The following is a 25481-nucleotide window of genomic DNA, read 5'->3' as shown; positions in this document are numbered from 1 at the left end:
GGCGCGTTTGGACGTGGCGGGCGCCCGTACGCGGGGTGACGATGGGAGGGCGCGGGCGGGAGCCGGACGACCGTGAGAAGGGCGGTGGCGGCCATGGAACGGCCCTTGGTCGTGGGTGTCGACGGTTCGGACCCGGCCCTGCGGGCCCTGGACTGGGCGGTGGACGAGGCGGCCCTGCACGGCCTGCCGCTGCGGATCGTGCACGCCTCCACCTGGGAGCACTACGAGCCCCCGGAGTCCGGCCCGGACGCCGCGGAACCGCCCGGTGAACAGGTGCTCGCCGAGGCCGTCGCCGGAGCCGCCGTGGAGCGCGCCCGCTGCCGCCGCGCGGACGTCGAGGTCTCCGCCGAGGTGCTGCCCGAGGAGGCGGTCGACGCGCTGCTGCGCGAGGCCCACTACGCCTACGCGCTGGTCCTGGGCTCCCGCGGCCGCGGCGAGGTCCTCGGCCGGCTGCTTGGCTCCGTCGGGGTGGCGGTCGCGGCCCGGGCCCGGTGCCCGGTGGCCGTGGTGCGCGGCGACCGGGCCGGGCTGGTCGGCAGCCACCGGAGCATCCTGCTCGGCGTCGGCGAACCGGCGAAGAGCGCGGAGGCGGTGCGGTTCGCCTTCCGGGAGGCCGAGGCCCGCGGCTGTCTCCTCAAGGCCGTCCGCGCCTGGCGCTGTCCCGCCCACGAACGCAGCGACGACCCGCCGCTGCTCGCCGCCCAGGCGCAGAGCTACCACGACAAGCAGGCCGCCGAGCAGCTCGACGCGGCGCTGGCGGAGACGGCCGCCGAGCACCCGGCGGTCACGGTGCGCCGCACCACCGTCGAGGGGCCGGCGCACAAGGTGCTGGTGCACCGCGCCGCCGCGGCCGACCTCCTGGTCGTCGGCGCGGGGCACCGCCACGGGCACTTCGGGCTGCCGCTCGGCCGGGTCGCCCACAGCGCGCTGTGCCACGCCGACTGCCCCGTCGTGGTCGTCCCGGAACGGGCCTGACGGCGCGCCTCCGGGCGGTCTCCCGGACCGCCGCTCCTCGGTCCGCGTCTCCTCGGGGCCGTCAGGCGCCCGCCCCGAACGGCGCCAGCATCTCGCGCTCGGTCCGCCGCCGGACCCGGTCGGTCAGCACGGCCAGCCGGTGCGACACCACCGCCCGCACCGGCTGCGGCGACCGGATCCGCCGGGCCGGCCCGGGCAGCCCGGCCAGGTCCGTCGTCAGCCGCTGCCGGGCGTCCGCCAGCCGGTCCCGCGGCGCGTAGCACTCGCCCGCCCGCATCAGCGTCGCCAGCAGCGGCACGCTGTCCGCGGGCGGCGCCTCGTCGGCCAGCCCGATCACGTCCAGGAAGCCGGGCCGGCGGAACACCTGCTTGCGGCCCGGCGCGCTCACCTTCGCCGCCGACAGCTCCATCACCGGCCGGCCGTCGTACGCCACGAGCTTGTACGCCGAGTCCAGGTAGGGCGCGTCGGCGCTCACCCCCACCCGGGTGCCCACCGCGAAGACGTCGATCGGCGCCCCCGCGGTCACCAGGTCGTGCACCGCGAACTCGTCGAGGCCGCCGCTGGCGACGATGCGGACCTGCGGCAGGCCCGCGTTGTCGAGCATCGCGCGGGCCTGCCGGGAGAGCCGGGCCAGGTCCCCGCTGTCCAGCCGGATCGCGGAGCCGTCCCCGCGGCCCAGGGCGGTCAGCACCCGGGCCGCCGCGGCGACCCCGGACGCCGTGTCGTAGGTGTCCACCAGGAAGGTCACCGGCCCGGGATGGCAGCGCGCGAACGCGGTGAACGCCGCCTCCTCGTCCTCGAAGGCCTCCACGTACGAGTGCGCCATCGTGCCGACGGCGGGCAGGTCCTCGGCGTGCGCCGCGGCGACGTTGCTGGTGCCGGCGAAACCGGCCATCGCGCCCAGCCGGGCCACCGTGTGGGCCACCGCGGTGCCGTGGGTGCGCCGCAGCGAGAAGTCCACCACCGGGCGCCCGTGCGCGGCCAGCACACAGCGGGCGCACTTCGACGCGAGGGCGGTCTGATGGCTGAGCTGGTTGAGGACGTACGACTCCAGCAGCTGGGCCTGGGGGAGCGGTGCGGTGATCTCCAGCAACGGTTCGCCGGCCAGCACCACACGCCCCTCCGGCACCGCCCGCACGTCGCCCGTGAAGCGCATGCCGAGCAGCGGGGCCAGGTCCTTTGCCGGCCGTTGCAGCGTCTCGGCGAACACCTCGACGTCGTCCTGCCCGACCCGGAACCCCTCCAGGTGCGTCAGGACGGTCTCCACGCCCGCCGCGACCAGGAAGCCCCGGTCCGGCGGCAGGTCCCGGACGAAGCAGCTGAAGGTCGCCGGCCGCACCATGCCCTCGCGGACGTACGACAGGGCCATGGTCACCTCGTAGAGGTCGGTGAGCGTGGCATCCGACATGGCCGGCTCCTTCCACGACCGGGCACGGTCCGCCACCGCGGCTCAGGCCAGTGCGTCGGTCCAGCCGTAGGCGGTGCGGGTCTCGTGCCGCGGCGGCGCGGCACCGGCGTCCTCCAGGTCGTCGTCGGCCGTCCGCAGCAGCTGCCCGGCCAGGTCCCGCAGCGCCCGCCCGGCCGCGATCTCCTCCCCGATCTCCGGCACGTCCCGGTCCTCCGGGCTGCGCCGCGCGGTGCCGTGCCCGGTGAAGGTCGCGGCACGGGTACGGAGTTCCACCCGGGCCGTGGTCGTGCCGCCCTCCTCGACGAGCCGCAGCCGGACCGGCCATTCGACGCTGATCGCCATGGTTCACCTCCGCTTCGGTGCCCCTGTCGTCATCATCCGCCCTTCCCCTCGTGCGGCACCACCGCCACCGGGCACGCGGCGTGGTGGACGACCGCCTGCACGACGTGGCCGATCCGCGGCCCGGGCCGCAGATGGCGGTGGCGGCGCCCGACGACCAGCAGCCCGGCGTCCGCGGTGTCGCGCAGCAGCGCCGGCGCCGCGCTCTCCAGCTCCACCCGCGCGTCCACCGCCACGTCCGGGTACTTCTCCCGCCAGGGACCGAGCGCCCGGGCCAGGTCCTGACGAGCCACCGCGGCCGCCTCCTCGGCCGCGTACGGCTCCACCCCGCCGCCCCGGTTGTACGCGAACGACGGCAGGTGCCGGCCGTGCACGACGCGCAGCGTGACGCCGTGCCGCAGGGCGCAGTCGAAGGCGAAGGTGAGCTGGGGCTCGTGCGGTTCGTGCAGGCCGACCCCGACGACCACGTCACCGCCGTGGCCGGCCACCGCCGCGCCTTGCCGGGTGCGGACCAGGACCAGGGGGGTGGTGGTGCGGGCGATGAGCTGGAGGCCGACCTCGCCCAGTACGTATCGCGACACCGGGCCCAGGTCGCGGGTGCCCAGGACCAGCAGGTCCGAGCGGCCGGCGGCGTCCGTCAAAGCCTCCAGCGGGTCCTTGGGCACCAGTTCCCGCTCCAGCGGGAGGTCCGGGTAGCGGGCCCGGACGGTACCGGCCACCTCGTCCATCATCCGGTGGGGCCAGTAGTTCTGGTCGCTCTCCCCGCCGGGCGGCCCGGCGGACTCCGGGGCGAGCAGCACCCAGGCGTGCAGCAGCCGCAGCCGGGCCCTGCGCAGCTCTGCCTCCTGGGCCGCCCACAGAACGGCGGCCGACGACTCCGGCGTACCGTCCACGCCTGCGGTGATGGTTTCCTGCATCGCCTCGCTCCTCTCCTTCGGGGCCGGGCCAGGACCGGTGTGCGTCGCCACACCTCCAGGGTGCGCGGCGCGGTCCGGTCCGGCACCGGCAGAACGGAAGAGGGCCCGCGCGGCCGGGCCGGGGCGGGCGCCTCACACCCTGCCGTGCGCCCGCCGGGCCCGCCGGGAGAGCGAGTCGATGACGACGGCGACCAGCAGCACCCCGCCGGTGATCATGAACTGGACGGCGGTCTGGATGCCCATCAGGGCCACGCCGGACGCGATCGACTGGATGACCAGGACACCGAGCAGCGCGGACCAGGTCCGGCCGCGGCCGCCGAACAGGCTGGTGCCGCCGATGACCGCGGCGGCGATCGCGTCCATCAGCAGATTGCCGGACCCCGCGGTCTGGGTGGCCGAGGTGACCCGGGAGGCCAGGAACAGCCCGCCGATCGCGGCCATCGTCCCCGAGACCATGAACACCGAGATCCGCACCAGGTCCACGTTGATGCCGGTGCGGCGGGCGGCCTCCACGCTGCCGCCGAGCGCGAAGATCATGCGCCCGTACGGCGTCCGGCGCAGCACCTGGTCGAGACCGACCAGGAACACCAGGAAGATCAGCAGGGCCAGCGGCAGGCCCTGGAACTGGTTGAGCACGAACGCCGCGGCCAGCGAGACGACCGCCAGCACCGCGGTGCGCAGCACGATCTCGCCGAGCGGCCTGGCCGGCACCCCGGCGGCCCGGCGGCGCCGCACGTCCTGGTAGGAGGCGAGGAAGTAGCCGGCCGTCCCGAGCGCCGCCAGGCCGTACGCGGCCGCCACCGGGGTGAAGTAATAGCCGGTCAGCTTGGCCAGCAGGCCCTGGTCGTCGAGGTTGATGGTGCCGGCGGAGCCCAGGATGTAGAGCATCAGCCCGTTCCAGCCCAGCAGTCCGGCCAGGGTGACCACGAAGGCGGGCACCCCGACCTTCGCGAAGAAGAACCCCTGCACGGCCCCGATCACGGTCCCGGCGAGCACGGCCAGGACCAGCGCGAGCCCCTCCGGGACGCCCTGGTTGACGTTGAGCACCGCGAACCCGGCCGCGGCCAGCCCGCTCACCGAGCCGACCGACAGATCGATCTCGCCGAGCAGCAGCACGAACACCACCCCGGTCGAGATCAGGCCGATGCCGACGATGTCCACGCTCAGGTTGGACAGGTTGCGCGGCGAGAGGAAGTTCTCGTTGAGGCTCTCGAAGATGATCCACACCACGAGCAGCCCGAGCACGACCGGGACCGAGCCGAGCTCCCCGCTGTGGAACCGGCGCTTGAGGGCCGCGAGCGGGTTCCGGTCGGCCCGCCCCGGCGCCGGCCGGGTGCGGCGCGCCGCCTGCTCGCCCTCCCGCTGCCGGGTCATCGCTCCGTCTCCCAGTGGGACGCGCGGCGGGAGACCGCGTTGTCGGTGGCCCCGGTGATGGAGGAGATGATCTGCTCGTGGGACGTGGTGGTCACGTCGAAGAAGCCGTTGTTGCGGCCCAGCCGGAGCACCGCGATCCAGTCCGCGACCGCCTTGACGTCGCCCATGTTGTGGCTGATCAGGAGCACTCCGAGGCCGCGTTCCCGCAACTGCTCGACGAGGTCGAGGACCTGGGCGGTCTGCTCGATGCCCAGCGACGCGGTCGGCTCGTCCAGCAGCACCAGCCGCGGCTCGCCCAGCATCGAGCGGGAGATGGCGACGGTCTGCCGCTGGCCGCCGGACAGCGAGGCCACCGGCAGCCGCACGCTGGGCAGCCGGATGGCGAGGGTGTCGAGCAGGCCGAGCGTGACCCGCTCCATCTCCACCTCGTCCAGCAGCCCGGCCCGGTGGATCTCCCGGCCGAGGAAGAGGTTGCCGACCACGTCGAGGTTGTCGCACAGCGCGAGGTCCTGGTAGACGGTGGCGATGCCCAGGTCCTGGGCCTCGTGCGGCCGGGTGATGTGCACCGGCCGGCCCTGCCACTCGACGGTGCCCTCGTCCGCCGGATCGACCCCGGCGATCACCTTGATCAGGGTGGACTTGCCGGCCCCGTTGTCCCCGACGAGCGCCACGACCTGACCGGCGCGGACCTCCAGGTCGACGTCAGCGAGGGCCTGCACGGCGCCGTACCGCTTGAAGATGCCGCGCAGCGCCAGCAGCGGAGGTGCTGACATGGGTACCTGCCTTAGCTGGTGAGCCCCGCCTTCCGGCAGGCGGAGGCGTATTTGGGGGTGCAGATCTGGTCGATGGTGTACATACCGTCCTTGACCACCGTGTCCTTGATGTTCGCCGCCGTCACCTCGACGGGCGTGAGCAGCACGGCCGGGATGTCGCGCAGGGTCGGGCTGTTGATCCGGTGGGGAGCCAGGCGGCCGAGCCGCTCACCGCGCCCCAGGGTCACCGCCATCGCGGCCGCGGCGTCGGCCTCGGGCTTGAAGGGCTTGAGGACGGTCATGATCTGTTCGCCCTGGAGGATGCGCTGAATGGCGGGGAGTTCGGCGTCCTGACCGGTGATCGGCGGCAGCGGGGAGATCTTGGCGGCCTTCAGCGCGGAGATGATGCCGCCGGCCAGGCTGTCGTTGGCGGAGTAGACCCCGTCGATGTGGTCGGCGCCGAGCGCCGCGATCGCGGCGGTCATGTTGCCGTTGGCGGCCTCCGGACGCCAGCCGGCCGTGTCGTACGACTTCCCGATCCGCACCTTGCCCGCGAGGACGGACAGCGCACCGCGCTTGAACCACGCGGAGTTGGGGTCGGTCGCCGCGCCGTTCATCATCACGATCTGCGCGCGGTGCGCCGCGGGGCCGAGCGCCCGCAGCAGCGCCTCGCCCTGCAGCCGGCCGACCTTCGCCCCGTCGAACGAGACGTACGCCGAGATCGGGCCCTCCGCCAGCCGGTCGTAGGCGACGACCGGGATGCCGGCCCGGTGGGCGTCCTCGACGGAGGAGCGCAGCGACCGGGAGTCGGTGGCGTCGAGGATCAGCACGTCGACCCGCTTGGTGATCATCGCGTCCATCTGCTGCTGCTGGGTGGCGACGTCGTGCTGGGCGCTGACGGTCTCCACCGAGCACCCGGGGCACAACCGGTGGATCCGCTGCTCGATCAGCGGCTTGTCGAAGTGGTAGAAGCGCGAGGTGCTGTCCGGCAGGAGGACCCCGATCCGCAGGGCGCCGGGGGAGGAGGCCGTCCGGTGTCCGCCGCCGGCCTCGCCGCAGGCCGCCGGGCCGGCCAGCAGTCCCAGCGCGGCCAGCGCGACGACGGCTCTGCGCAGACGCCCGGTCACCGCCCCGGACCTCCTTCCGCGATCCCGGCGGCCTCGATCCGCTCGTCCGGCTGCAGGCTGATCTCGCTCCACACCTGCTTGCCGCCGCTCAGCGGCACCGAGCCCCACGAGGCCGACATCGCCTCGACGAGCAGCAGCCCGCGGCCGCCGGTCGCCTCCCAGTCCACGCTCGCCGGCTTGACCGGGGCCCGCGGCGAGGCGTCGTTGACCGCGATCCGCAGTCGGTCGGCGGCCAGCGTCAGGTCCAGCCGCACCTCGCCCTGGGTGTGCGCGATGGCGTTGGTGACCAGCTCGGACACCACCAGCAGCGCCACGTCCATCTCCTCGGTCACGCCCCACGTGCGCAGCGTGCGGCCGGTGAACCGGCGGGCGTGCATCACCGCGTCGGGCAGCCGCCACACCGCCCAGTGCGCCCGGGTCGGGCGGACCCGCATGCCGTCGTAGCGCAGGACCAGCACCGCCACGTCGTCGTCCCGCCGTTTGGCGCTGCCCAGCAGTTCGTCGGCGACCCGCCCGGTGTCGGCCGGATCGGCCGCGGCGAGCACCTCGCACACCCGGCGCATCCCGTCCTCCAGGGGGAGGCTGGCCGACTCGGCCAGGCCGTCGGTGAGCAGCACCAGCAGCGTGCCGGGTGCCAGCCCGACCTCGGTCAGCGGGAACTCGCCCTCCGCGGAGACCCCCAGCGGCGGCCCGCCCTCGATGCTCAGCTCCTCGGTCCGGCCGTCCGGGTGCCGCAGCACCGGCGGCAGATGCCCGGCCCGCACGAACCAGGCGATGCCCTCCTCCATGTCGAGGTCCACGTAGGAGCAGGTGGCGAAGAGATCGGTCTCCATGCCGAGCAGCAGCCGGTTGGCATGCGCGATCACCACGTCGGGCGGATGGCCCTCCACCGCGTACGCCCGGATCGCGGTGCGCATCTGGCCCATGATCGTCGCGGCGCCCGCACTGTGCCCCTCGACGTCCCCGATCACCAGCGCCACGTGCCCGTCGGAGAGCGGGATGACGTCGTACCAGTCACCGCCCACCTCCAGGCCCATCGTGGCCGGCAGATAGCGGACCGCGGTGTCCCCGCCGGCCAGCGACGGCAGCGTACGGGGCAGCAGGCTGCGCTGGAGCATGGTGGCGAGCTCATGGCCGGCGTCCAGCGCGTGCGCGCGGACCAGGGCCTGGCCGACCAGCCCCGCGGTCGCGGTCAGCAGCGACCGCTCCTCCGGCCCGAACCGGTGCTCGGTGTCCCAGCCGAGCAGGCACACGCCGACCACCCGGCCGTCGGCCGGCAGCGGCAGGATCGCCAGCCCGCCCGGCCCGATGTCCGCGAGCCCCGGCTCCAGCTCCGCCCCCGGGGGCCACAGCGCCACATGGCCGCCCCGCAGGACGCCCTCCAGCGTGGGCAGGGCGTGGCACGAGGCGTCGGGCCATTCGGTGCGCCATTCGCGCTGCCAGCTCTCGGGCCAGGATTCCGGTTCGGGGGGATCGAGGACGGTGACCACGAGCCGGTCGGCCTCCAGCTCGGCGACCCCCATCCGGCTGGCGGCCAGCGGCGGCCGCAGCACGTCGACCACGGCCCGGCTGACCTCCCGGATCGTGGTCGCACCGGCCAGCGCGGTCGACAGCCGCTGGACGACGGACACCTCGTCGGCGCTGGGGCGCAGGTACGAGGCGTCGGCGACCACCCCCAGCATCCGCTCCGGCGTCCCGTCGGCGTCGTAGCGCACCCGGCAGCGCAGACTCAGCCAGCGCAGCTCGCCGTTGGGCCGGCGGATCCGGAAGGACAGCTGCTGCCCGGAGACGGGCAGTCCGCCCGGTTCCACGATCGACATCAGCGCCGGAACGTCGTCCGGCGCGGTCCGCTCCAGCAGCGTTTCGACCCGCCGGTCGAACTCCGGCGGCGCGATCCCGAACAGCGACAGCACCAGGGCGTCCGCGTCGATCCGGCCGGTGCGCAGCACCAGCGTGAACGCGCCGCCGCGCAGGGTGTCCAGCCCCGGGCCGAGCAGCGACTGCCGCTCGGTGCGCGCCATGACCCGGGCCGCCACCGCCTCCAGGCCCGCGGCCACCTGGTCGGCGTGCAGCTCCAGGAGGTGCCGGCGGTCCTCGTCGAAGGCGTGCGTCGCCTGGTCGACGACGACGAGGCAGCCCAGCCGCCTGGTGTCGTCGCCCAGCGGCAGCACCCCGAGCGAGACCTCTCCGTGCCCGGCGAGGTCGGCGGCGCCCACCCACTGCGGCCGGCCGGTGCGGAAGGCCGCGGCGACCGGGGAGTTGCCGGACGCGTCGTAGCTGGCGGGCAGTCCGATGCGGACACCGGAGCCACCCACCATCTCGGCCAGATGGAGTTCGCCGTCCCCTTCGGCCGGGACATAGACGGCGGTCAGCTCGGCCCCGGACGACCCGAGGACCCGCGTGGTCACTGCCTGCACCGCCTCCGTACGCGGAGGGAAGCCGTTGTCGTACGCCACGGTTGCCGAATCCGCCCTCGGGGCCAGGGCTCCACCCCGCCGCCATTTCATCGGATATGCGGTAATTTACCGCTTTGCCTCCATGGTGCGGCATCCGGCGAGGCGGGAGCCAGTCGGCGTCCGCGCGGCCCCAGGCCGGCGGGCGCCCGGTCAGGTGGGCACCAGCACCGCCGCGCCCCGCACCCGGCCCGCGGCCAGATCGGTCAGCGCCTGCGGGGCCCGGGCGAGCGCATACGGACTGACGGTGACCTGGATGCCGATCCGCGCCGCGGTCCGCAGGAACTCCTCGCCGTCCTGGCGGGTGTTGGAGGCCACGCTGCGCAGATCGCGCTCGTGGAAGAGGTGGCGCTGATAGTTGAGCACCGGGATGTCGGTGAGGTGGATCCCGGCGATGGCGAGCGTGCCCGACCGGTCCAGCGCCTCCAGCGCCACCGGCACCAGGTCGCCCACCGGCGCGAAGAGGACCGCCGCGTCCAGCGGCTCGGGCGGCCGGTCGTACGCGTCGCGGGCCGAGGTCGCCCCCAGGTCGAGGGCGAGTTGACGGGCGGCCGCCGAACGGGTCAGCACATGGACCCGGGCCCCCTCGGCCAGCGCGACCTGCGCGGCCAGATGCGCCGAGGCCCCGAACCCGTAGATGCCGAGCCGGCCGCCCGGCGGCAGCGCGCTGCGGCGCAGCGCCCGGTAGCCGATGATCCCGGCGCACAGCAGCGGCGCCAGCTGCACGGCGCTCTGGTCCTCCGGCAGTGGATAGGCGTAGTCCGCGGGGACCACGGCGGCCTCGGCGAACCCGCCGTCGGCGTCCCAGCCGGTGTACCGGGAGGCCGGGCAGAGGTTCTCGCGGCCCGCCCGGCAGTAACGGCAGCCGCCGCAGGTGCCGCGCAGCCAGGCCCCGCCGGCCCGGTCACCGACGCGGAACCGGCCGACCGCCGCCCCCGTGGCCACGACCCGGCCGACGATCTCGTGCCCCGGGACGGTCGAGGGGCGGCGCGGCGGCAGGTCCCCTTCGGCCAGATGGAGATCCGTACGGCAGACCCCGCACGCCTCGACCCGCAGCAGCAGATCGCCGGGACCCGGCGCGGGAACGGGGCGCCGCACCGCCACCAGCGGCCCCGAGGCCACCGGACCGGGCCGCCCGACGGCCCAGGCGGACGCCAGATCCGGGCCGGAGACCGGTGCCGGGGCTCCGGCCGTGTGTGCGGCCATGCGTCCAGCATCGCGCCGGGCAGGGAGGCGGACAAACGGGGCCCGCGCGCACGCCGCCGGTCCGGGCTGCCGGGCCCCGGCGGCTCCCGCCTGGTCGCCCGCCCCGCCTCGTCAGGAGGCCGAGCCGCTCCGCCCGTTGGCGGAGCCGGGCCGGCCCTTCCGGCGAAGGCGGAGGGTGCGCAGCAGCGCGGTCAGCGGACGGCGGCGCCCGCGGGCGACGGGGGCGTCCGCGGTGTCCGCCGCGTCCGGGGCGCCCGGCGGCGGATCGGCCGGGCCGCCCGGTGGCGGGGCCGGAACGCCCGGCGGCGGGACCGGCCGGCCGGGCGGCCGCGAGGTGGCCGGGGGAGTGGTCTTCGGCTTGGGGACGGTGCGCGAGGCCTCGGCGCGGACGAGCGCGCCGAGGGCCCCGAAGATGTCGCGGGGCATACCGGTTCTCCTGCGGTGCCGGTCCTGTGAGCGGATGGCGGCAGGCCGCGCACGCCGCACCCCGGTGGCCCGTCGAACGGGCCGGGGCGGGCGGATGCGGCCGGGCCCGGTCAGCAGCGCAGAACGGTCACGCGCCCCGCGGGAGCGGCGGCGGAGGAGGTGTGGACGGCACCGGACGCTGGGACGCCGCCCGCGGTGCGGGCGGCGGCCACCGGTGACGCCCCGAGCGCCTTGCCGGCCGCCCCGGTCGGGACGTGGTGGCGCAGATGGCAGACCGACCCCTCGCACCGGTGGCGGACGCCGCTGCCCGGATGCCTGGGGTCGCCGTCGCCGGACGCCAGCACCGGCGCTCCCACGGCGCACGGCCGCACGGCCGGTGCGGACGCGACGGGGGCCGTGGCGCGGGGGGCACAGGCCCTGGCACCGGCCGGCGCCTCCGGGGAGCCCGGGGCGAACGCCGCGTGCAGCAGGGCCAGCAGAGCGAGCAGGAGCAGCACGCGTCGGCCCTGTGTCGCCGCGGAGCGGCCGGTGCTGACGGTGTCCCGCATACGGATCTCCCCACGCTCTTCCAGGAAGCAATCCCCGGTACGACATCGGGGCACTCCGGAGAGACCGGAAAGAGACCGCAATTCCACCCGTTCCGGCTACGGGCCGTACGTATGCTCCGGAAACGGACAAGCCGCCGCGGTCAGGGAACACACCGGGCGCATCGCGTACGGGCCACGGACCGCTGACGACGTGCGCCCGCGCGGCGCCCCGCTCGCCCCGGTCCGGGCTTCAGCTGTCCGCTATCGCCCGCTCGAAATGGTGCGTGAACCGCTCCATGGGCTCACCGTCGAGGTTCCACGGCCAGGGCGTGGTGACGCCCTTGGTGGCTCGCAGGGCGATCGCCGCCTCGGTCATCCGGGCGGACTTGATCAGCGCGTACGCCAGGACGTTCAGATCCACCATCGCCTGGGCGTGGTGCAGGTAGCCGGGGGCCGGCCAGTACCGTGCCGCCTGGTCGAGGGCCCGGGCGGCGTCCGGGCGGCGCCAGATCTCGCCCGCGCCCAGGGCGGACAGCCCGCCGGTGGCCACCGCCCGCTGATGGGCGCGGACCAGCGCGGTCAGCTCCAGGCCGGCGGCGGGGGCGTCCGGCGGCATGCTGTTGCGCACACCGTCGAGCAGGTCCAGCACCAGGGCGCTGGAGCCGCACTCGTCGGGCGAGAGGTAGCCCAGGGCCTGGAGGTGCGCCTCGCGGTTCCAGGGATCGCGGGCCTTGATCTCGCGCCAGATCGCCGACAGTTCCTGGGAGGGGCGGCGCTCCAGCCGCAGCACGGCCAGCTGCAGGGTCCACGGCGTGGGATCGGCCGGCACCAGATCGGCCGCGATCCGGCAGGTCTCCCGGGTCTCGGCCAGGTCGACGGCGGAACCCGGCTCGCGGGCCCGGAGGAGATCGGACCAGGCGTGCAGCAGCAGGGCGTCCGGGTCGTGCGGGCTGTGCCGCCGCCAGATGCCGGGCAGTCCCCGGCCGGCCGACGCGGCCAGTACGGCGAGCCGGTGCGCCTTGCGGTCCCAGTCGTCGCCCGTCTCGTCGAGCAGCTGCGCCATGGTGGCCATCACGGCGGTGTCCAGTGAACCGCGGGACCAGGCGGTCTCGACGCGCTTCCGGACCCGGCCCAGGGTGACGTCGTCGAGCTCCGGGGCCATCCGGGGAACGTTGTCCTTGCGGCGTCTGAAGACGGGCATCGTCGTGGGCTGGCCTTCCGAGCGGGAGTCGTGGGCGGCGGGGGGCGGCGGTCCAGGGATCGTACGGGGCGGTGGCGTGCCGTGCACACCACCGCCCCGTACGGTCCGTTTCTGCTAGCGGGTGGGGAGCCCCGCCGTCTTGTCGGACTTGCCGCCGATCCGGTCGCGGACCAGGGAGATCCCGACGACCACGACCGCCAGCAGCACCGACAGCAGCACCTGGATGCGGCCGCCGCCCTCGCTGTCGTCGGTCAGCATGTAGGCCAGCACGAACGTGATCATCGCGATCGTGGCCCAGGTCAGGTACGGGAACAGCCACATCCGCACGACCAGCTTCGCCGGGTTCTCGCGCAGGATGATCCCGCGCATCCGCAGCTGCGAGAAGCAGATCACCAGCCACACGAAGAGCGCGACCGCGCCCGAGGAGTTCAGCAGGAACTGGAAGACGGTGTCGGGCCACAGGTAGTTGAAGCCGACCGCGATGAAGCCGAAGATGACCGAGGCCAGGATCGCGGCCTGCGGGACGCCGCGCACGCTGGTCCGGGCGAAGCTCTTCGGCGCGTCACCGCGCTGGCCGAGCGAGAACGCCATCCGGGAGGCGGTGTACAGGCCGGAGTTCAGGCAGGAGAGCACGGCGGTCAGCACGATGACGTTCATGATCTGGCCGGCGTGCGGGATGCCGATGGAGTCGAGGGCCGCGACGTAGGAGCCCTTCTTGGTGATCGAGGGGTCGTTCCACGGCAGCAGGGAGACGACGACCAGGATCGAGCCGAGGTAGAAGATGCCCACTCGCCAGATCACGCTCTTGGTGGCCTTCGTGACCGCGCGCTCGGGGTCCTCGGACTCACCGGCGGCGAGGGTGACGATCTCGGAGCCCATGAAGGAGAAGACGACCATCAGGACACCGGTGAGGATCGCGCTGGGCCCGTGGGGCAGGAACCCGCCGTGCGAGGTGAGGTTCCCGAAGCCGGTCGCCGCGTGGCCGGTGCCGGGCAGCACTCCGAAGATCGCCAGGCCGCCCAGGACGATGAAGGCCGCGATGGCGACGACCTTGATGCCCGCGAACCAGAACTCGAACTCGCCGAAGGAGGCGACCGAGGCGAGGTTGGTGGCGGTCAGTACGACCATCACGATCAGGGCCCAGGCCCACTGCGGGACGGCCGGGACCCAGCTCGTGAGGATGGCGGCCCCGGCGGTCGCCTCGACGGCGAGCACCACGACCCAGAAGAACCAGTACAGCCAGCCGATCGAGAAGCCCGCCCAGCGGCCGAGCGCCCGGTCCGCGTACGCGGAGAAGGAACCGGAGGTCGGGTTGGCCGCCGCCATCTCGCCGAGCATCCGCATGACGAACACGACGAGCGCGCCGACCAGGGCGTAGGAGAGCAGGATGCCGGGGCCGGCCGCGGCGATGCCCGAGCCGGAGCCGACGAACAGGCCCGCGCCGATGACCCCGCCCACGGCGATCATGGACAGATGGCGGTTCTTGAGGCCGGAGCGCAGCCCTGACTGCTGCGACGCCGACCCGTCTTCCGGGGGAGCGGGCGGAGCGGCCAGGTGGCTCTGGGGAGGTGTGGTCATTGCGACATCCGTTGAGGGGTTGGAGGGGTCATGCACGGGGTGACTGCTGGGATCGCCTCGGTCTGGACGCACGACAGGGCCGGGTGCTGGCAGGTGGCGATCATGGCCCTGTCGAATGTCGAAAGCGGCGGCACGGGGCCGCGGATTCCGGATGCTCGCGCGGGTGGGGAGCGCTGATCGCGCCGCCGCAGCGTGCCCGGCCTCCTCGTGAGAGGTGAGCGGCATCACGTCCGAATGGATTTGCGTCAGCGTATGTGGCGATGCGCGGCGGCGTATTTGTGAGGGACGACAAAGTCACCCCCGATGGCTGTGCGACCGGCCAATGCGAAATCCGTAGCCGGCCGCCTACGAGGACTCCCCCCGGTGCGGGACGCGCCCGCCCTCGGCACCCTCCTGGCGGTCCAGCTCGGCGAGCAGGCGGCGCAGGAACGCCCGGGTCTCGGCGACCGCGGACGCCGGCAGAGCGGGGGCCAGGGCGCGGTGGACGGCGGTGGCGCGCTCCGTGACGCGGGACAGCGCCCGCCGCCCCTCGGAGGTGGGCACCAGCAGCGGGGAACCACGGTGATCCGGGTTGGGCTCGAAGGTGAGGTGGCCCAGGTCCGCGAGGTCGTTGGCCACCCGCTGCACGTTCTGCCGGCTGACCCCGAGCCGCCGGGCCGCCCGCGGCACCGTCATCGGCGCGTCCGACGCCACGCTCAGCACCTGCCACCGGGCCTGGGTGAGCCCCTCCGCCTGCGCGGTGCGCTCGCCGAGGCGGCGCAGGGCCCCGGCGGCCTCGAAGACATCGGCCACCAGCAGGGCCATCTCGTCCGACACCCGGTCCTCCTCCCGGGCCCCCTTCACGGGACGCCTTTTCGGCACGTGGCACACACGTGACCACGACACTTGACAACGCATTGTCAGAATAGCAACGTGGTGTCTATATGCACACCGCGGCACGTGGTGGCGGATGTCCACCCCGCAGGGCCCCGCCGGGCTCCGGATCCGCCCGCACGCCGCGCTGGGCGTCCTCGATCACGACTACCTCGACGACACCGCCTCCTGGCGGGTCCCCGCCCACGTCGTGCCCAACGGCGCCGGCGCCGTCCCGGAACTCCTACGCCGTCTCGGACGGCAGGTCCTGCTCGGTCCAGATGATCTTGCCGGTGGGGGTGTAGCGGGTGCCCCAGCGCCGGGTCAGCTGGGCGACGATGAACAGCCCGCGGCCGCCCTCGTCGGTCGTCCGGGCATGGCGCAGATGCGGCGCGGTGCTGCCGCCGTCGAAGACCTCGCAGATCAGCCCGGCCTGCCGGATCAGCCGCAGGGTGATCGGGCCGGTGCCGTGCCGGATCGCGTTGGTGACCAGCTCGCTGACGACCAGCTCCGTCGTGAACTGCAGCTCCTCCATGCCCCATTCGGCCAGCTGCCGGCCGGCCAGCGCCCGGGCGTTGCCGACCACGGCCGGGTCGGCGGGCAGGTCCCAGGACGCCACCTGGTGCGCACCGAGCGCGCGGGTACGGGCGAGCAGCAGCGCCGCGTCGTCCGACGGCGGTCCGGTCAGCAGCGCCTTGACCGCCCGCCCGCCGATGTCCTTCAACGCCGCCCCGGGCATCGTCAGCGCGCCGCTCAGCCGGGCCAGCCCGACCCCGATGTCCGGATCGCAGGTCTCGATCAGCCCGTTGGTGTAGAGCGCGAGCAGACTGCCCTCGGGCAGCTCCCGCTCGACCGCCTCGAACGGCAGCGAGCCCAGCCCCAGCGGGGGACCGGCGGGCAGGTCCACCAGCTCGACCGTGCCGTCCGGCCCGGCCACCGCGGGCGGGAGGTGCCCGGCCCGCGCCATGCAGCACCGCCGGCTGACCGGGTCGTAGATCGCGTACAGACAGGTCGCGCCCATGAACGTGGCCGCCACCGTGGCGTTCCCGGTCTCCGCCGGCTCGGCGCCGTAGGTCTTCACCAGGCCGATGACCAGGTCGTCCAGCCTTGCCAGCAGCTCATCGGGCGGTAGATCGAGGTTGGCCAGGGTGCGCACCGCCGTCCGCAACCGGCCCATGGTGGCCGCGGCGTTGATGCCGTGGCCGACCACGTCCCCGACGACCAGCGCCACCCGGGCACCGGACAGCGGGATCACGTCGAACCAGTCGCCGCCCACCCCGCTCGGCGCGTCCGCCGGGAAGTACCAGGACGCGACCTCCAGGGCGGAGCCGCCGGTCAGCTCGTGCGGCAGCAGGTTCTGCTGCATCACCCGCGCCGCGGTCCGCTCCCGTGTGTAGCGGCGCGCGTTGTCGACGCACACCGCGGCCCGCGCCACCAGCTCCTCGGCCAGCCGCACGTCGTCCGCGGTGAACGGCCCCAGCCGGCGCGAGCGGAAGAACGTCGCCGCGCCCAGCGTCACCCCGCGGGCCTGCACCGGCGCCACCATCACCGACCGGAACCCGTACGCCCGGATCACCGCGCCGCGGGCCGGGTCCTCGGTGACCCAGGCGCTGGACGTCTGGTCCAGGGCCGCCTCCACCAGGGACTCGCCGGCCAGCAGGCAGCGGGTGATGGGCGATGCCGGGGAGCGCCGGACGGCCTCGCCGACCGCCAACCCCGCTTCCGGGCAGCCCTCGTTGACCGACTGCTGGCCGCAGCGCCGCATCAGCAGACTGCTGTCGACCGGACCGGGCACCGGCTCCTCGCCCCGGAGGACCGAGTCCAGCAGATCGACGGCGACGAAGTCGGCGAGCGCCGGCACCGCGACGTCGGCCAGTTCCTGCCCGGTGCGGGTGACGTCCAGGGTGCTGCCGATCCGGACGCTGGCGTCGTTCAGCAGGGCCAGCCGCTCCTGCGCCCGCCAGCGCTCGGTGACGTCGATGACCATGTACCAGATGCCGATCCGCCGCCCCTGCGGATCCGCCAGCCCGAAGAAGGACGCCGAGTAGGCGCGCTCCTGGTTGGGGTCGGCGTAGGTGGGGCTGCGGAATTCGTAGTCCATCACCGGGATGCCGGTGCGCAGGACCCGCAGCATCCGCTCGTGGAACGCCTCGGCCTCCAGCGGCGGCAGGACCTGGTCCACCGTCCGCCCCAGCCGGCGTTCCAGGGGTATCAGCCGTTCCAGCACGTCGTTGACCCACACGTAGCGCAGCTCGGTGTCCAGCACGGCCATGCCGACCGGGGCGTGTGCCAGGAACGGTTCGAGCATCAGCTGGTTGACCCCGCCGCCCGGCATCCGCCACTCCTCCAGGGCGAACACCGACCACCGCTCGCCGCCGGCGCCGTCGAGCACCGGGGTGACCTGGACGGCCAGCTGCAGATCGCGGCCGTCGCGGTGGCGCGCGGCCACCGAACCGCCCCAGCCGTCGCCGGTCCGGCACCACGCGGCGACCGCGGCCGCCCGCTCCCTGTCGCCGGGGAGGGCCAGCAGTTCCGCCGCGGGGTGGCGGAGGACCTCCTCGGCCCGGTAACCGAGCAGCCGCTGGGCGGCGAGGGTCCAGGAGACGATCAGCCCCTGTGCGTCCAGTTCGGCCGTGGCGGCCTTCGCGAGGTCACCCGCCCGGTCGGAACCGCCCGGCCGTGCCTTGTCGGAGCTCATGATCGCCAGTCCGTCGGCTCAAGGGGAGCATCGCGCCCAGTCTAGGAGAAATATGAACCAACAGCCGCTGCAGTCGGTGACGGCTCAGGGGGCCGGCGGCAGCCGCAGTTGCAGCATGGCCAGCAGGCGCTGGTCGGGGCGGCCGAGGTCGAGGCCGGTCAGCTCCTCGGCCCGGCGGATCCGGTAGCGGAGGGTGTTGGGGTGCACGTGCAGCTGGGCGGCGGCGGCCCGGACGTCGCCGAAGGCGTTCAGGTAGGCGAGCACGGTCTCGGCCAGCTGCCCCTGGTTCCGGCTGTCGTGCGCGACCAGCGCGGTCAGCCGCGGGTCGCGCATCTCCGGATGGGCGGAGAGCAGCGTGAGCACCTCGCTGACCAGCACCTCCGCCTGGATGTCCGGCAGTGCCGCGACCGTGGTGGCGACGCCCACGCTCACCATGGCGTCCAGGATCCGGTCCGCCTCCCGCCGGGACTCGGGGACCTCGCCGAGCGCCGGCACGATGCAGCCCACCGAGCCGCGCAGCGACAGCCCCAGGTGGCGGCGGACGGCGTCGGTGATCTCCTGCCCCCAGAGGCGCAGGGTGCCGAGGTCGATGCTGCGCGGCAGCTGCGGCAGCAGCACGTAGATCCGGGAGTCGGCCTGGGTGACCAGGGCGCTGCGGTGCCGGGCGGCGGTGTGCACCGAGACCAGGTTGCCGACCTCGGCCCGGGCCAGCTCCGGCGGCGGGGCCTCGGTCCCGTACGAGAAGCCCAGGACGGCCGCCGGGCGGGCGGCGTCGAGGCCCATGTGGGAGGCGAGCGGCTGCGGCCCGGTGGTGCCCTCCAGCAGCCCGGCCGCCAGCGTCCGGGTCAGTGTGAGGTCCGCCGAGAGCTCCCGGCGGCGGCGCACGAGATGCTGCGCGGCGACCCGGGCCGCGCCCAGCAGGGCCTGGTCGCAGTGGTCGGTCAGCGGCGTCGAGCCCTCCTGCACCCAGATGGTGCCCAGCTGCCGCTCCCCGGACCGGATCGCCACCGCGAGCCGGGCGCGGATGCCCAGCTCCGGATGGCTTTCGATGCGGATCACCTCGTCGGAGGCGCGCAGCCGCTGGAAGACCCCCCATTTCCGGAGCCGGGCCAGATACGCCTCGGGGCCGTGCCAGCCCAGGATGGACAGCCGCCGCAGATCGTCCACCTCGTCGGAGTCGGTGGAGCGGGAGTACGCCAGCACCCGGTTCGCGGTGTCCTCGATGCTGACGATGCCGCCGGTGAGGACGGCGGTGGTCTGGGCGAGCGAGAACAGATCGCCCTCCTCGTCGCCCGCGCCGGGCAGCCCCGGCGGTGAGTCCTCCAGGGCCGCCCGGGCCAGCGCGTCCACCTGCTCCCAGCGCGCCTCACTGCGGACGGACAGCAGCGCGATCCCGGCCTCGACGGCGGTCTCACTGAGCGCCGCGGCCTGGCCGGGGGCGTCGAGCTTGACCGCGACCGCGGCCGCCCCGTCGCGCCCGCCGGCCCGCAGCGCCGGGAACGCGGCGCGGCCGCGGGCGCCTATGGCGAGGATCAGCTCGCCGGGGCGGGCCATCGGCGGATCCTCGGGGTCGAGCAGGGCGACGCTGCGGATCTCGACGTCCAGCCCGGCGGGCGCCGCCTGCAGCTCGACCAGCGGCTCGCCCAGCGACATCAGCAGCTGGCGCAGGCTGATGCCGGTACGGGGCGGTGTTGCCGCCGCGGCTGTGTCCATGATCGGCGCCTCTGCTGGGTCGGTTCGGCCCGGGCCGGACGGCGCAGGCCCGCTCATGGCGCATACGGTCCCGACCGCCAAGCAGCCGGTCGGCCAAAGTCGGGCCTGCTACGGCACGTATGAGCCACGCCAACAGTACTGCTGCTCCCCGTCGGGACAACCGCGGCCGCGGGGCGCCCGGCGGAAGGCCCAGTGCATCCGCGGCTCCACCGCGAACCGGAAGACCTTCCGTACCGGCGGGGTGCACAGCAGCGTCACCACCACGGCGGCGATCAGCGTCACCACGACGTGGCCCCACGGCGTACCGATCCAGGCCGCGTCGTACCAGTGCCACCAGCGCGAGCCCTTGGCCAGGAAGCCGTGCAGCAGATAGCCGTAGAGGGTGCCGGCGCCCAGGGCGGTGCACCACATCCGGCGGCCCGGCACCCAGGCGAGGAAGCAGGCGGTCAGCACCAGTGAGCAGCCGAACATGGCCAGCTGCATCAGCCCGCCGCCCCACCACGGCGCTCCCAGTGTCCTGGCGCTGTCGGTGTGGTAGAACCACGCGTCGTTCATCCGCGGCACGGCCCAGTAGGCGAACGCGGTCGCACCCAGCACCACGGGCACGGCCGCGATCCGCACCGCCCGGCGGCGCAGCAGGCGGAAGTGCTCGGGGGACAGGCGCAGGCCCAGCACGAAGAACGGCAGGAACTGCAGTACCCGTTGGAGATCGAGATCGCTGCCGATCTCCGGGGAGGCCGAGGCGAGTGCGGCGATCGTCAGGGCGAGCGGCACCGGCAGGCGGATGATCCGCCACAGCGGGGCGGTGAGCCGCCAGATGAACAGCGCCGGCAGGAACCAGGTGAGGAACCACGGATCCAGCAGGCCGACCGAGAGGTCCGGCTGATCGCCGGCCGCGTACCGGAACAGGGCGTAGGCCGTCCGGAAGAGGATATAAGGGACGGCGATGCCGGTGACCAGTCGCTGCAGCTGGTCGGGGCGGAAAGTGAAACTCCGGGAAAAGTAACCGGAGATGACGATGAACGCCGGCATGTGGAAGGCGTACACGACGAGGTAGAGCGCGGCCGAGGTCCGGCTCGTGGCGTAGAACGGCTCCCAGGCGTGGCCGATCGCCACCCATACGATGGCCAGGTATTTGGCATTGTCGAAGTAGGCGTCGCGCCGGGTGCCGCCGGTGGGCCCCGCGAACTCCTCCGGGGCCGGGGCGGGGGCGCGCGCGGAGGCGGTGGTGGAGCGGCGGCGGAGCGGGGCCGCGGTCATGGAATCGTTCCTCCCCTCGGTCGTCTACAGTGTTGTAGACCATCGCGCACTGTAGGGGCCCGGGCGTGCGCCGCGCATCCCGGTCCGCTCAGCCGGCCCGCGGGGGCCTTCCCGTCGGCCCGACGGCGAAACCCCAGTAAAGTCACTCATCGCGCCAAGGCGTGTCGTCCGGGTCGGCCCGGGCGATCCACAGACCCGCCCCACGCGCCGAGGCGTGCCTGCGCCCACCGTCCACCCGTCCCGAGAAATGGATCCCATGAGCGCGATCAGCATCGGCCAAGCCGTCATCCTCGGAGCCGTGGAGGGGGTGACGGAATTCCTCCCCGTCTCCTCCACCGGCCACCTCAAGATCACCGAGGGGCTGATGGGCATCCCCGTCGACGACAAGGCCGTCGTCGGCTTCTCCGCGGTCATCCAGGTCGGCGCGATCGCCGCCGCGCTCGTCTACTTCTTCAAGGACATCGTGCGCATCGTGGGCGCGTGGTTCCGCGGGCTGACCAACAAGGAGGAGCGCTACCACCACGACTACAAGTTCGCCTGGTGGGTGATCTTCGCCACCCTTCCGATCGTCGTCGTCGGCCTGGCCGCCAAGCCCCTGATCGAGGGGCCGCTCGCCTCGCTGTGGGTGGTGGCCGGCTCGCTCATCATCGGCAGCGGTGTCATGTGGGCCGCCGACCAGATGGGCCGCCACAAGCGCGGTGAGGACGACACCTCCCTCAAGGACGCCATGTGGGTCGGCTGCTCGCAGATCCTCGCGCTGCTCTTCCCCGGCTTCTCCCGCTCCGGCGCGACCATGTCCACCGCGCTCATCCTCGACCTGGAGCGGGTCGCCGCCACCCGGCTGTCCTTCTTCCTCGGCATCCCGGCCCTCACCGGCGCGGGGATCTACGAGCTCAAGGACGCCATCGGCTCCGGCGCCGCGATCGCCCCGCTCGCCGTCGGCACCGTCGTCTCCTTCGCCGTCGCCTACGCCTCGATCGCCTGGCTGCTGAAGTTCGTCGCCAAGCACTCCTTCAACTCCTTCGTGGTCTACCGCATCCTCATCGGCGCCCTCCTCTTCGGCCTGCTGGGCATGGGCGTCCTCAACTGACCCCGCCGCGGCCGCCGCGCCGGACCGGGATCCGGTCCCGCTGGTGATATGGGTGCAACACCAGCAACCCCGTCCATAGCGGGCGCAGCGCCCTGGAGGAGGCCGTAATGAACCGGGACGGCTCCAACGACGCGGGCCGGGACGCCGAGGACGCCCGCCTACGGGCCCGGCTGCGCACCATGGACGAGGCCGTCGAGCGCATCGGCACCACCCTCGACGCCCAGACGACCTGCACCGAGCTGTCCCGTTTCCTGTGCCAGCACATCGGCGACGCCGCCGCGGTGGAACTCCTCCCCGAGGACGCCACCGCGGCCCGCCGCCCCGCCGAGGCCCCGGCGCTCCGCCGGGTGGCCTCGGCCGGCCTGGTCAAGGTGCTCGAAGCCCGCTTCCCCGGCGACGTCCCGGAGAGCGGCGACGGCCCGGAAGGCCCCGACGCCGGCTCCCCCCTCCTGCCCGCCCTGGCCGAGGACCGCCCCGTCACCGCCCGGGCCGTCCTCTCCGGCGGGATGTCCGCCCAGGCCCTCGCGGTGCCGCTGTCCACCCACGGCCGCCGCCACGGCGTCCTGCTCGTCCTCCGCGCCGGCGGCAGCTTCAGCGAGGACGAGACCGCCACCGTGCTGCACGCCGCCCGCCTGGCGGCCGCCCATCTCGCCCACGCCCGCCGGCACTCCTCGGTGCAGCGCACCGCGATGGACCTCCAACGGGCGCTGCTGGCCGAACCGGGCCGCCCGCACCCCAACCTCGAACTCGCCACCCGCTACCTCCCCTCCGGCAGCAGCGCGCTGGTCGGCGGCGACTGGTTCGAAACCGTCCGGCTGCACTACGGGCGCACCCTGCTCGTCATGGGCGACGTCATGGGCCACGGGCTCGACGCCGCGGTCGACATGAACGCCTACCGCTCCAGCCTCCGCTACGTCGCCTCGACCGACCTGCCGCCCCACCGCGTCCTGCGCCAGCTCGACACCGCGGTGGCCGAGGACGAGTCCCGCCGCCCGGCAACCTGCCTGCTCGCCCGGGTGGACCCGGCCCGCGGTATCGCCGGCTTCGCCAGCGCCGGCCACCTCTCCCCGGTGGTCTTCGGCGGCGACGGCACCGCCGACCTCCTACGGGTCCCCGTCGGCCCGCCCCTGGGCACCGGTGCCGGCGGCTACGAACAGATCACCCGCGGCCTCACCCCCGACGACACCCTGCTGATGTTCACCGACGGCCTGGTCGAACGCCGTGGCGAGGACATCGACACCTCGCTCTCCCGGCTCTCCCGCCTCCGCCTCCCCGCCGGAACCGACGTCGAGCAGGTCCTCGACGAAGTCCTCGACCACCTCGACGGCCTGCACGCCGAGGACGACGTCGCCGTCCTCGCCGCCCGGATCCGCCGCCACCCGGAACCCCCGGCCCGGCAGGACCCTGTCAGGCTCTGACGAAGCGTCAGGTTTCATCCTCGGCCTCGGGCCCGACCGGGACCCCGGGGACGTACCGCAACGAGGCGTGGAGGAAGATGACCAAGAGGCACACCACGCGGACACGGGGGACGTTGTGAGACCGAAGACCATGAGCAGGGGTACGGGGATAGCGCTCTCGGCCGCCGTACTGCCCTTCCTGGCCCTGGCGGTTCTTCTCGGGCGCACGGGCACCGGCAGTGCCTCCGGGGTGCGCAACGAGGGCCCGGCCTATCCGGGGCCGCACCCCACCATGATCGGCTACCTGCACGAGGAAGCGGGCAAGGACGACTGGATGGTGCTGGTCCCCGCCAAGGACAAGCGGTGAACACCTGGCCCGGTCCGCCCTGAACGGAGCGCGAGGAATGGCCCGTTGGTGAGCGAGCACCCCGTCCCGGGTGACGGCGACGGGCCTACGGTCGCCTGACGGCCACCGTATTGATCATCGGCGCGGGCGGCCTGGGCGAGCGGATCGCCGACGGTCCGGCCGCCGGCGGCCGGGGTGCGGCGCCGACCGCGCGCCGGACCTGGCCCACCCCCTCGCCGCCGACGACCTCGCGCACCGGGCGGCCCCGCTCGACGCCGTACCCGCCCGGCACACCACCTGACCGACGCGGCCCTCCCCCGGGGGGTATCCCAGGTCAGCGGCCGGATCGGTACGATCTTCAGCCGTTGCCACCGCGCACCGCGGCGGCACGTTCGACGTCTCACGGGGGATCGCACATGTTCGGAATCGTCAGGCCCTGCAGCCATCGCCTGACCCAAGGGCTCAAGGCCGAATGGATGGCCCACCTCTGCGGTCTGTGCCTCGCGCTGCGCGGCGACCACGGACAGTTCGCCCGGGTCGTCACCAACTACGACGGGCTGATCGTCTCCGTCCTGAAGGACGCCCAGACCGGACGCACGGAGGCCGGCCGGCGCACCGCGGGACCCTGCCCGCTCCGTGGCATGCGCACCGCCTCCGTGGCGCAGGGCGAGGGCGCACGGCTCGCCGCCTCGGTGTCCCTCGTGCTCGCCTCGGCGAAGATACGCGACCACGTCGCCGACCGGAACGGACTGCTGCGCCGCCGCCCGGTGGCCGCCGCCGCGCGCCGGGTCGCCGCCGGCTGGGACCGGGCCGGAGCCCGCACCGGCGCCACCCTCGGCTTCGACACCGCCGTACTCGTCGACGCGGTCGACCGTCAGCCCGCCATCGAGCAACTGGCCGGACCCGGAACGCCGTTGACGGTCATCACCGAACCGACCGAGACCGCGACCGCCGCTGCCTTCGCCCACACCGCCGTACTCGCCGGCCGCCCCGGGAACGCCGCGCCACTGGCCGAGGCCGGCCGGCTCTTCGGGCGGTTGGCCCACCTCCTCGACGCCGTGGAGGACCGGGCCGCGGACGCCGCCGAGGGCGCCTGGAACCCGCTCACCGCGACCGGCGCGAGCACCGCCGACGCCCGCCGGCTCTGCGACGACGCGCTGCACGGCATCCGCCTCGCCCTGCGCGACGTGGAGTTCACCGACTCCGCCCTGGTGCACGTGTTGCTGGTGCACGAGCTGCGGCGGTCGGTGGACCGCGCCTTCGGCACCTCGGCGTGTTCCCACCAGGGGCATGCCTCCCACGAGGGACATGCTTCCCACCCGTACCAGGGCGGGGGCGGCCAGCAGGGTCCGTACGGTCAGCCTCCCCAGTACGGTCAGCCTCCGCAGTACGGGCAGGCCCCTGCCGGCGGGCCGTACGCCCAAGGGCCGTACCTGAACGCCCCGCAGAACCCCTACGCGGGGGGATCGGTGCCGCCCGGTGGTCACGGCGGTGGCTACGGTGGCGGGCACGGTGGCGGCGGCAACGGCGGGGACGGCGGCGGCTTTCCGCACTTCCCGCACCAGCCGAAGAAGCCCCGGGGTTTCTTCGCGGGCTGTGCGGTGGCCATCGGGCTGTGCTGCACCTGCAAGGTGTGCTGCGCGGAGGAGTACGAAGGCGCCTGGTCGCGCAAGAAGCGCGAGGGATGCTGCCAGGACTGCGATTGCTGCGACGGCTGTGACCCCTGCAGCGGATGCGACTGCTGTGACTGCTGCAGCTGCTGCGACTGCGGCTGATGGGACTGCGGCGGGTGTGACGGCAGCGGATGGGACTGCGGAGGATGTAACGGCGGCGGGTGTGACG

21 protein-coding genes are annotated in these 25481 nt (G+C 74.0%); 5 read left to right on the top strand and 16 right to left on the bottom strand.

Features of this window, described 5'->3' with window-relative positions:
* The first annotated feature begins 93 nt into the window (after window positions 1-93).
* Window positions 94-975, top strand: a complete 882-nt coding sequence (locus tag V2J85_RS04065) for a universal stress protein (protein ID WP_261953046.1) — start codon at window positions 94-96, stop codon at window positions 973-975.
* A 61-nt stretch (window positions 976-1036) separates the two neighbouring features.
* Here the strand turns inward: V2J85_RS04065 and V2J85_RS04060 are convergent, their stop codons facing one another.
* The 16 genes from V2J85_RS04060 to V2J85_RS03985 form a co-directional block, all read right to left on the bottom strand.
* Complete coding sequence (locus V2J85_RS04060) at window positions 1037-2383, bottom strand: nicotinate phosphoribosyltransferase (protein WP_330820633.1); 1347 nt, start codon at window positions 2381-2383, stop codon at window positions 1037-1039.
* 42 nt (window positions 2384-2425) lie between these two features.
* Entirely contained in the window at window positions 2426-2725 is a 300-nt protein-coding gene (locus V2J85_RS04055) for a DUF1876 domain-containing protein (RefSeq protein ID WP_261953048.1), read from the bottom strand.
* A gap of 32 nt (window positions 2726-2757) precedes the next feature.
* On the bottom strand, window positions 2758-3639 hold the full coding sequence (locus V2J85_RS04050; RefSeq protein WP_261953049.1) for a universal stress protein: 882 nt from the start codon (window positions 3637-3639) through the stop codon (window positions 2758-2760).
* Between the two features lie 132 nt (window positions 3640-3771).
* A complete protein-coding gene (locus V2J85_RS04045) occupies window positions 3772-5013 on the bottom strand; it encodes a sugar ABC transporter permease (protein WP_261953050.1) in 1242 nt (413 codons plus the stop codon).
* Window positions 5010-5786, bottom strand: a complete 777-nt coding sequence (locus tag V2J85_RS04040) for an ATP-binding cassette domain-containing protein (RefSeq protein WP_261953051.1) — start codon at window positions 5784-5786, stop codon at window positions 5010-5012. Before V2J85_RS04040 ends, V2J85_RS04045 begins: the two co-directional genes overlap by 4 nt.
* 11 nt (window positions 5787-5797) lie before the next feature.
* Entirely contained in the window at window positions 5798-6892 is a 1095-nt protein-coding gene (locus V2J85_RS04035; protein WP_261953052.1) for a sugar ABC transporter substrate-binding protein, read from the bottom strand.
* The gene (locus tag V2J85_RS04030) at window positions 6889-9348 is read right to left on the bottom strand and encodes a SpoIIE family protein phosphatase (protein ID WP_261953053.1); all 2460 of its coding nucleotides are present in this window, start codon (window positions 9346-9348) and stop codon (window positions 6889-6891) included. The genes V2J85_RS04035 and V2J85_RS04030 overlap by 4 nt, the downstream gene beginning before the upstream one ends.
* Before the next feature lie 150 nt (window positions 9349-9498).
* Window positions 9499-10551: a zinc-dependent alcohol dehydrogenase family protein gene (locus V2J85_RS04025; RefSeq protein WP_261953054.1), complete on the bottom strand. Its 1053-nt coding sequence runs from the start codon at window positions 10549-10551 to the stop codon at window positions 9499-9501.
* Between the two features lie 111 nt (window positions 10552-10662).
* Window positions 10663-10977 carry a hypothetical protein gene (locus V2J85_RS04020; RefSeq protein WP_330820632.1) on the bottom strand — a complete coding sequence of 105 codons (315 nt, stop codon included), beginning with the start codon at window positions 10975-10977 and terminating at the stop codon, window positions 10663-10665.
* Between the two features lie 110 nt (window positions 10978-11087).
* On the bottom strand, window positions 11088-11525 hold the full coding sequence (locus V2J85_RS04015; protein ID WP_261953056.1) for a hypothetical protein: 438 nt from the start codon (window positions 11523-11525) through the stop codon (window positions 11088-11090).
* A 229-nt stretch (window positions 11526-11754) separates the two neighbouring features.
* Entirely contained in the window at window positions 11755-12705 is a 951-nt protein-coding gene (locus V2J85_RS04010; protein ID WP_261953057.1) for a hypothetical protein, read from the bottom strand.
* 114 nt (window positions 12706-12819) lie between these two features.
* Window positions 12820-14283, bottom strand: a complete 1464-nt coding sequence (locus V2J85_RS04005; RefSeq protein WP_261953058.1) for an amino acid permease — start codon at window positions 14281-14283, stop codon at window positions 12820-12822.
* Window positions 14284-14628: 345 nt separating this feature from the next.
* Window positions 14629-15099, bottom strand: coding sequence for a MarR family winged helix-turn-helix transcriptional regulator (locus V2J85_RS04000; RefSeq protein WP_261953059.1), 471 nt, complete (start codon window positions 15097-15099; stop codon window positions 14629-14631).
* A gap of 280 nt (window positions 15100-15379) precedes the next feature.
* Window positions 15380-17833, bottom strand: coding sequence for a SpoIIE family protein phosphatase (locus V2J85_RS03995; protein WP_261953060.1), 2454 nt, complete (start codon window positions 17831-17833; stop codon window positions 15380-15382).
* A gap of 84 nt (window positions 17834-17917) precedes the next feature.
* On the bottom strand, window positions 17918-19546 hold the full coding sequence (locus V2J85_RS03990; protein WP_330820631.1) for a helix-turn-helix domain-containing protein: 1629 nt from the start codon (window positions 19544-19546) through the stop codon (window positions 17918-17920).
* Between the two features lie 108 nt (window positions 19547-19654).
* A complete protein-coding gene (locus tag V2J85_RS03985) occupies window positions 19655-20806 on the bottom strand; it encodes an acyltransferase family protein (RefSeq protein ID WP_330820630.1) in 1152 nt (383 codons plus the stop codon).
* A gap of 256 nt (window positions 20807-21062) precedes the next feature.
* On the opposite strand from V2J85_RS03985, the gene V2J85_RS03980 reads away from it, so the two are divergent.
* The 4 genes from V2J85_RS03980 (at window position 21063) to V2J85_RS03965 (ending at window position 25414) form a co-directional block, all read left to right on the top strand.
* Complete coding sequence (locus V2J85_RS03980) at window positions 21063-21896, top strand: undecaprenyl-diphosphate phosphatase (RefSeq protein ID WP_261953063.1); 834 nt, start codon at window positions 21063-21065, stop codon at window positions 21894-21896.
* 107 nt (window positions 21897-22003) lie between these two features.
* Window positions 22004-23314, top strand: coding sequence for a PP2C family protein-serine/threonine phosphatase (locus V2J85_RS03975; protein ID WP_261953064.1), 1311 nt, complete (start codon window positions 22004-22006; stop codon window positions 23312-23314).
* A gap of 130 nt (window positions 23315-23444) precedes the next feature.
* Window positions 23445-23660 carry a hypothetical protein gene (locus V2J85_RS03970; protein ID WP_261953065.1) on the top strand — a complete coding sequence of 72 codons (216 nt, stop codon included), beginning with the start codon at window positions 23445-23447 and terminating at the stop codon, window positions 23658-23660.
* A gap of 395 nt (window positions 23661-24055) precedes the next feature.
* A complete protein-coding gene (locus V2J85_RS03965) occupies window positions 24056-25414 on the top strand; it encodes a DUF5685 family protein (protein ID WP_330820629.1) in 1359 nt (452 codons plus the stop codon).
* Window positions 25415-25481: the final 67 nt, after the last annotated feature.

It is taken from the genome of Streptomyces bugieae (assembly GCF_036352915.1).
Taxonomy (GTDB): domain Bacteria; phylum Actinomycetota; class Actinomycetes; order Streptomycetales; family Streptomycetaceae; genus Streptomyces; species Streptomyces endophytica.
Note: the sequence above shows the minus strand (reverse complement) of the source record. Positions and strands in the feature narration are given on the sequence as shown.

What these genes read in the sequence shown, in the direction of transcription:
- V2J85_RS04065 (WP_261953046.1), top strand. Translation starts at nt 94, where the DNA reads ATGGAACGGCCCTTGGTCGTGGGTGTCGACGGTTCGGACCCGGCCCTG.
- V2J85_RS04060 (WP_330820633.1), bottom strand. Translation starts at nt 2,383, where the DNA reads ATGTCGGATGCCACGCTCACCGACCTCTACGAGGTGACCATGGCCCTG.
- V2J85_RS04055 (WP_261953048.1), bottom strand. Translation starts at nt 2,725, where the DNA reads ATGGCGATCAGCGTCGAATGGCCGGTCCGGCTGCGGCTCGTCGAGGAG.
- V2J85_RS04050 (WP_261953049.1), bottom strand. Translation starts at nt 3,639, where the DNA reads ATGCAGGAAACCATCACCGCAGGCGTGGACGGTACGCCGGAGTCGTCG.
- V2J85_RS04045 (WP_261953050.1), bottom strand. Translation starts at nt 5,013, where the DNA reads ATGACCCGGCAGCGGGAGGGCGAGCAGGCGGCGCGCCGCACCCGGCCG.
- V2J85_RS04040 (WP_261953051.1), bottom strand. Translation starts at nt 5,786, where the DNA reads ATGTCAGCACCTCCGCTGCTGGCGCTGCGCGGCATCTTCAAGCGGTAC.
- V2J85_RS04025 (WP_261953054.1), bottom strand. Translation starts at nt 10,551, where the DNA reads ATGGCCGCACACACGGCCGGAGCCCCGGCACCGGTCTCCGGCCCGGAT.
- V2J85_RS04020 (WP_330820632.1), bottom strand. Translation starts at nt 10,977, where the DNA reads ATGCCCCGCGACATCTTCGGGGCCCTCGGCGCGCTCGTCCGCGCCGAG.
- V2J85_RS04015 (WP_261953056.1), bottom strand. Translation starts at nt 11,525, where the DNA reads ATGCGGGACACCGTCAGCACCGGCCGCTCCGCGGCGACACAGGGCCGA.
- V2J85_RS04010 (WP_261953057.1), bottom strand. Translation starts at nt 12,705, where the DNA reads ATGCCCGTCTTCAGACGCCGCAAGGACAACGTTCCCCGGATGGCCCCG.
- V2J85_RS04005 (WP_261953058.1), bottom strand. Translation starts at nt 14,283, where the DNA reads ATGACCACACCTCCCCAGAGCCACCTGGCCGCTCCGCCCGCTCCCCCG.
- V2J85_RS03995 (WP_261953060.1), bottom strand. Translation starts at nt 17,833, where the DNA reads ATGAGCTCCGACAAGGCACGGCCGGGCGGTTCCGACCGGGCGGGTGAC.
- V2J85_RS03990 (WP_330820631.1), bottom strand. Translation starts at nt 19,546, where the DNA reads ATGGACACAGCCGCGGCGGCAACACCGCCCCGTACCGGCATCAGCCTG.
- V2J85_RS03985 (WP_330820630.1), bottom strand. Translation starts at nt 20,806, where the DNA reads ATGACCGCGGCCCCGCTCCGCCGCCGCTCCACCACCGCCTCCGCGCGC.
- V2J85_RS03980 (WP_261953063.1), top strand. Translation starts at nt 21,063, where the DNA reads ATGAGCGCGATCAGCATCGGCCAAGCCGTCATCCTCGGAGCCGTGGAG.
- V2J85_RS03975 (WP_261953064.1), top strand. Translation starts at nt 22,004, where the DNA reads ATGAACCGGGACGGCTCCAACGACGCGGGCCGGGACGCCGAGGACGCC.
- V2J85_RS03970 (WP_261953065.1), top strand. Translation starts at nt 23,445, where the DNA reads ATGAGCAGGGGTACGGGGATAGCGCTCTCGGCCGCCGTACTGCCCTTC.
- V2J85_RS03965 (WP_330820629.1), top strand. Translation starts at nt 24,056, where the DNA reads ATGTTCGGAATCGTCAGGCCCTGCAGCCATCGCCTGACCCAAGGGCTC.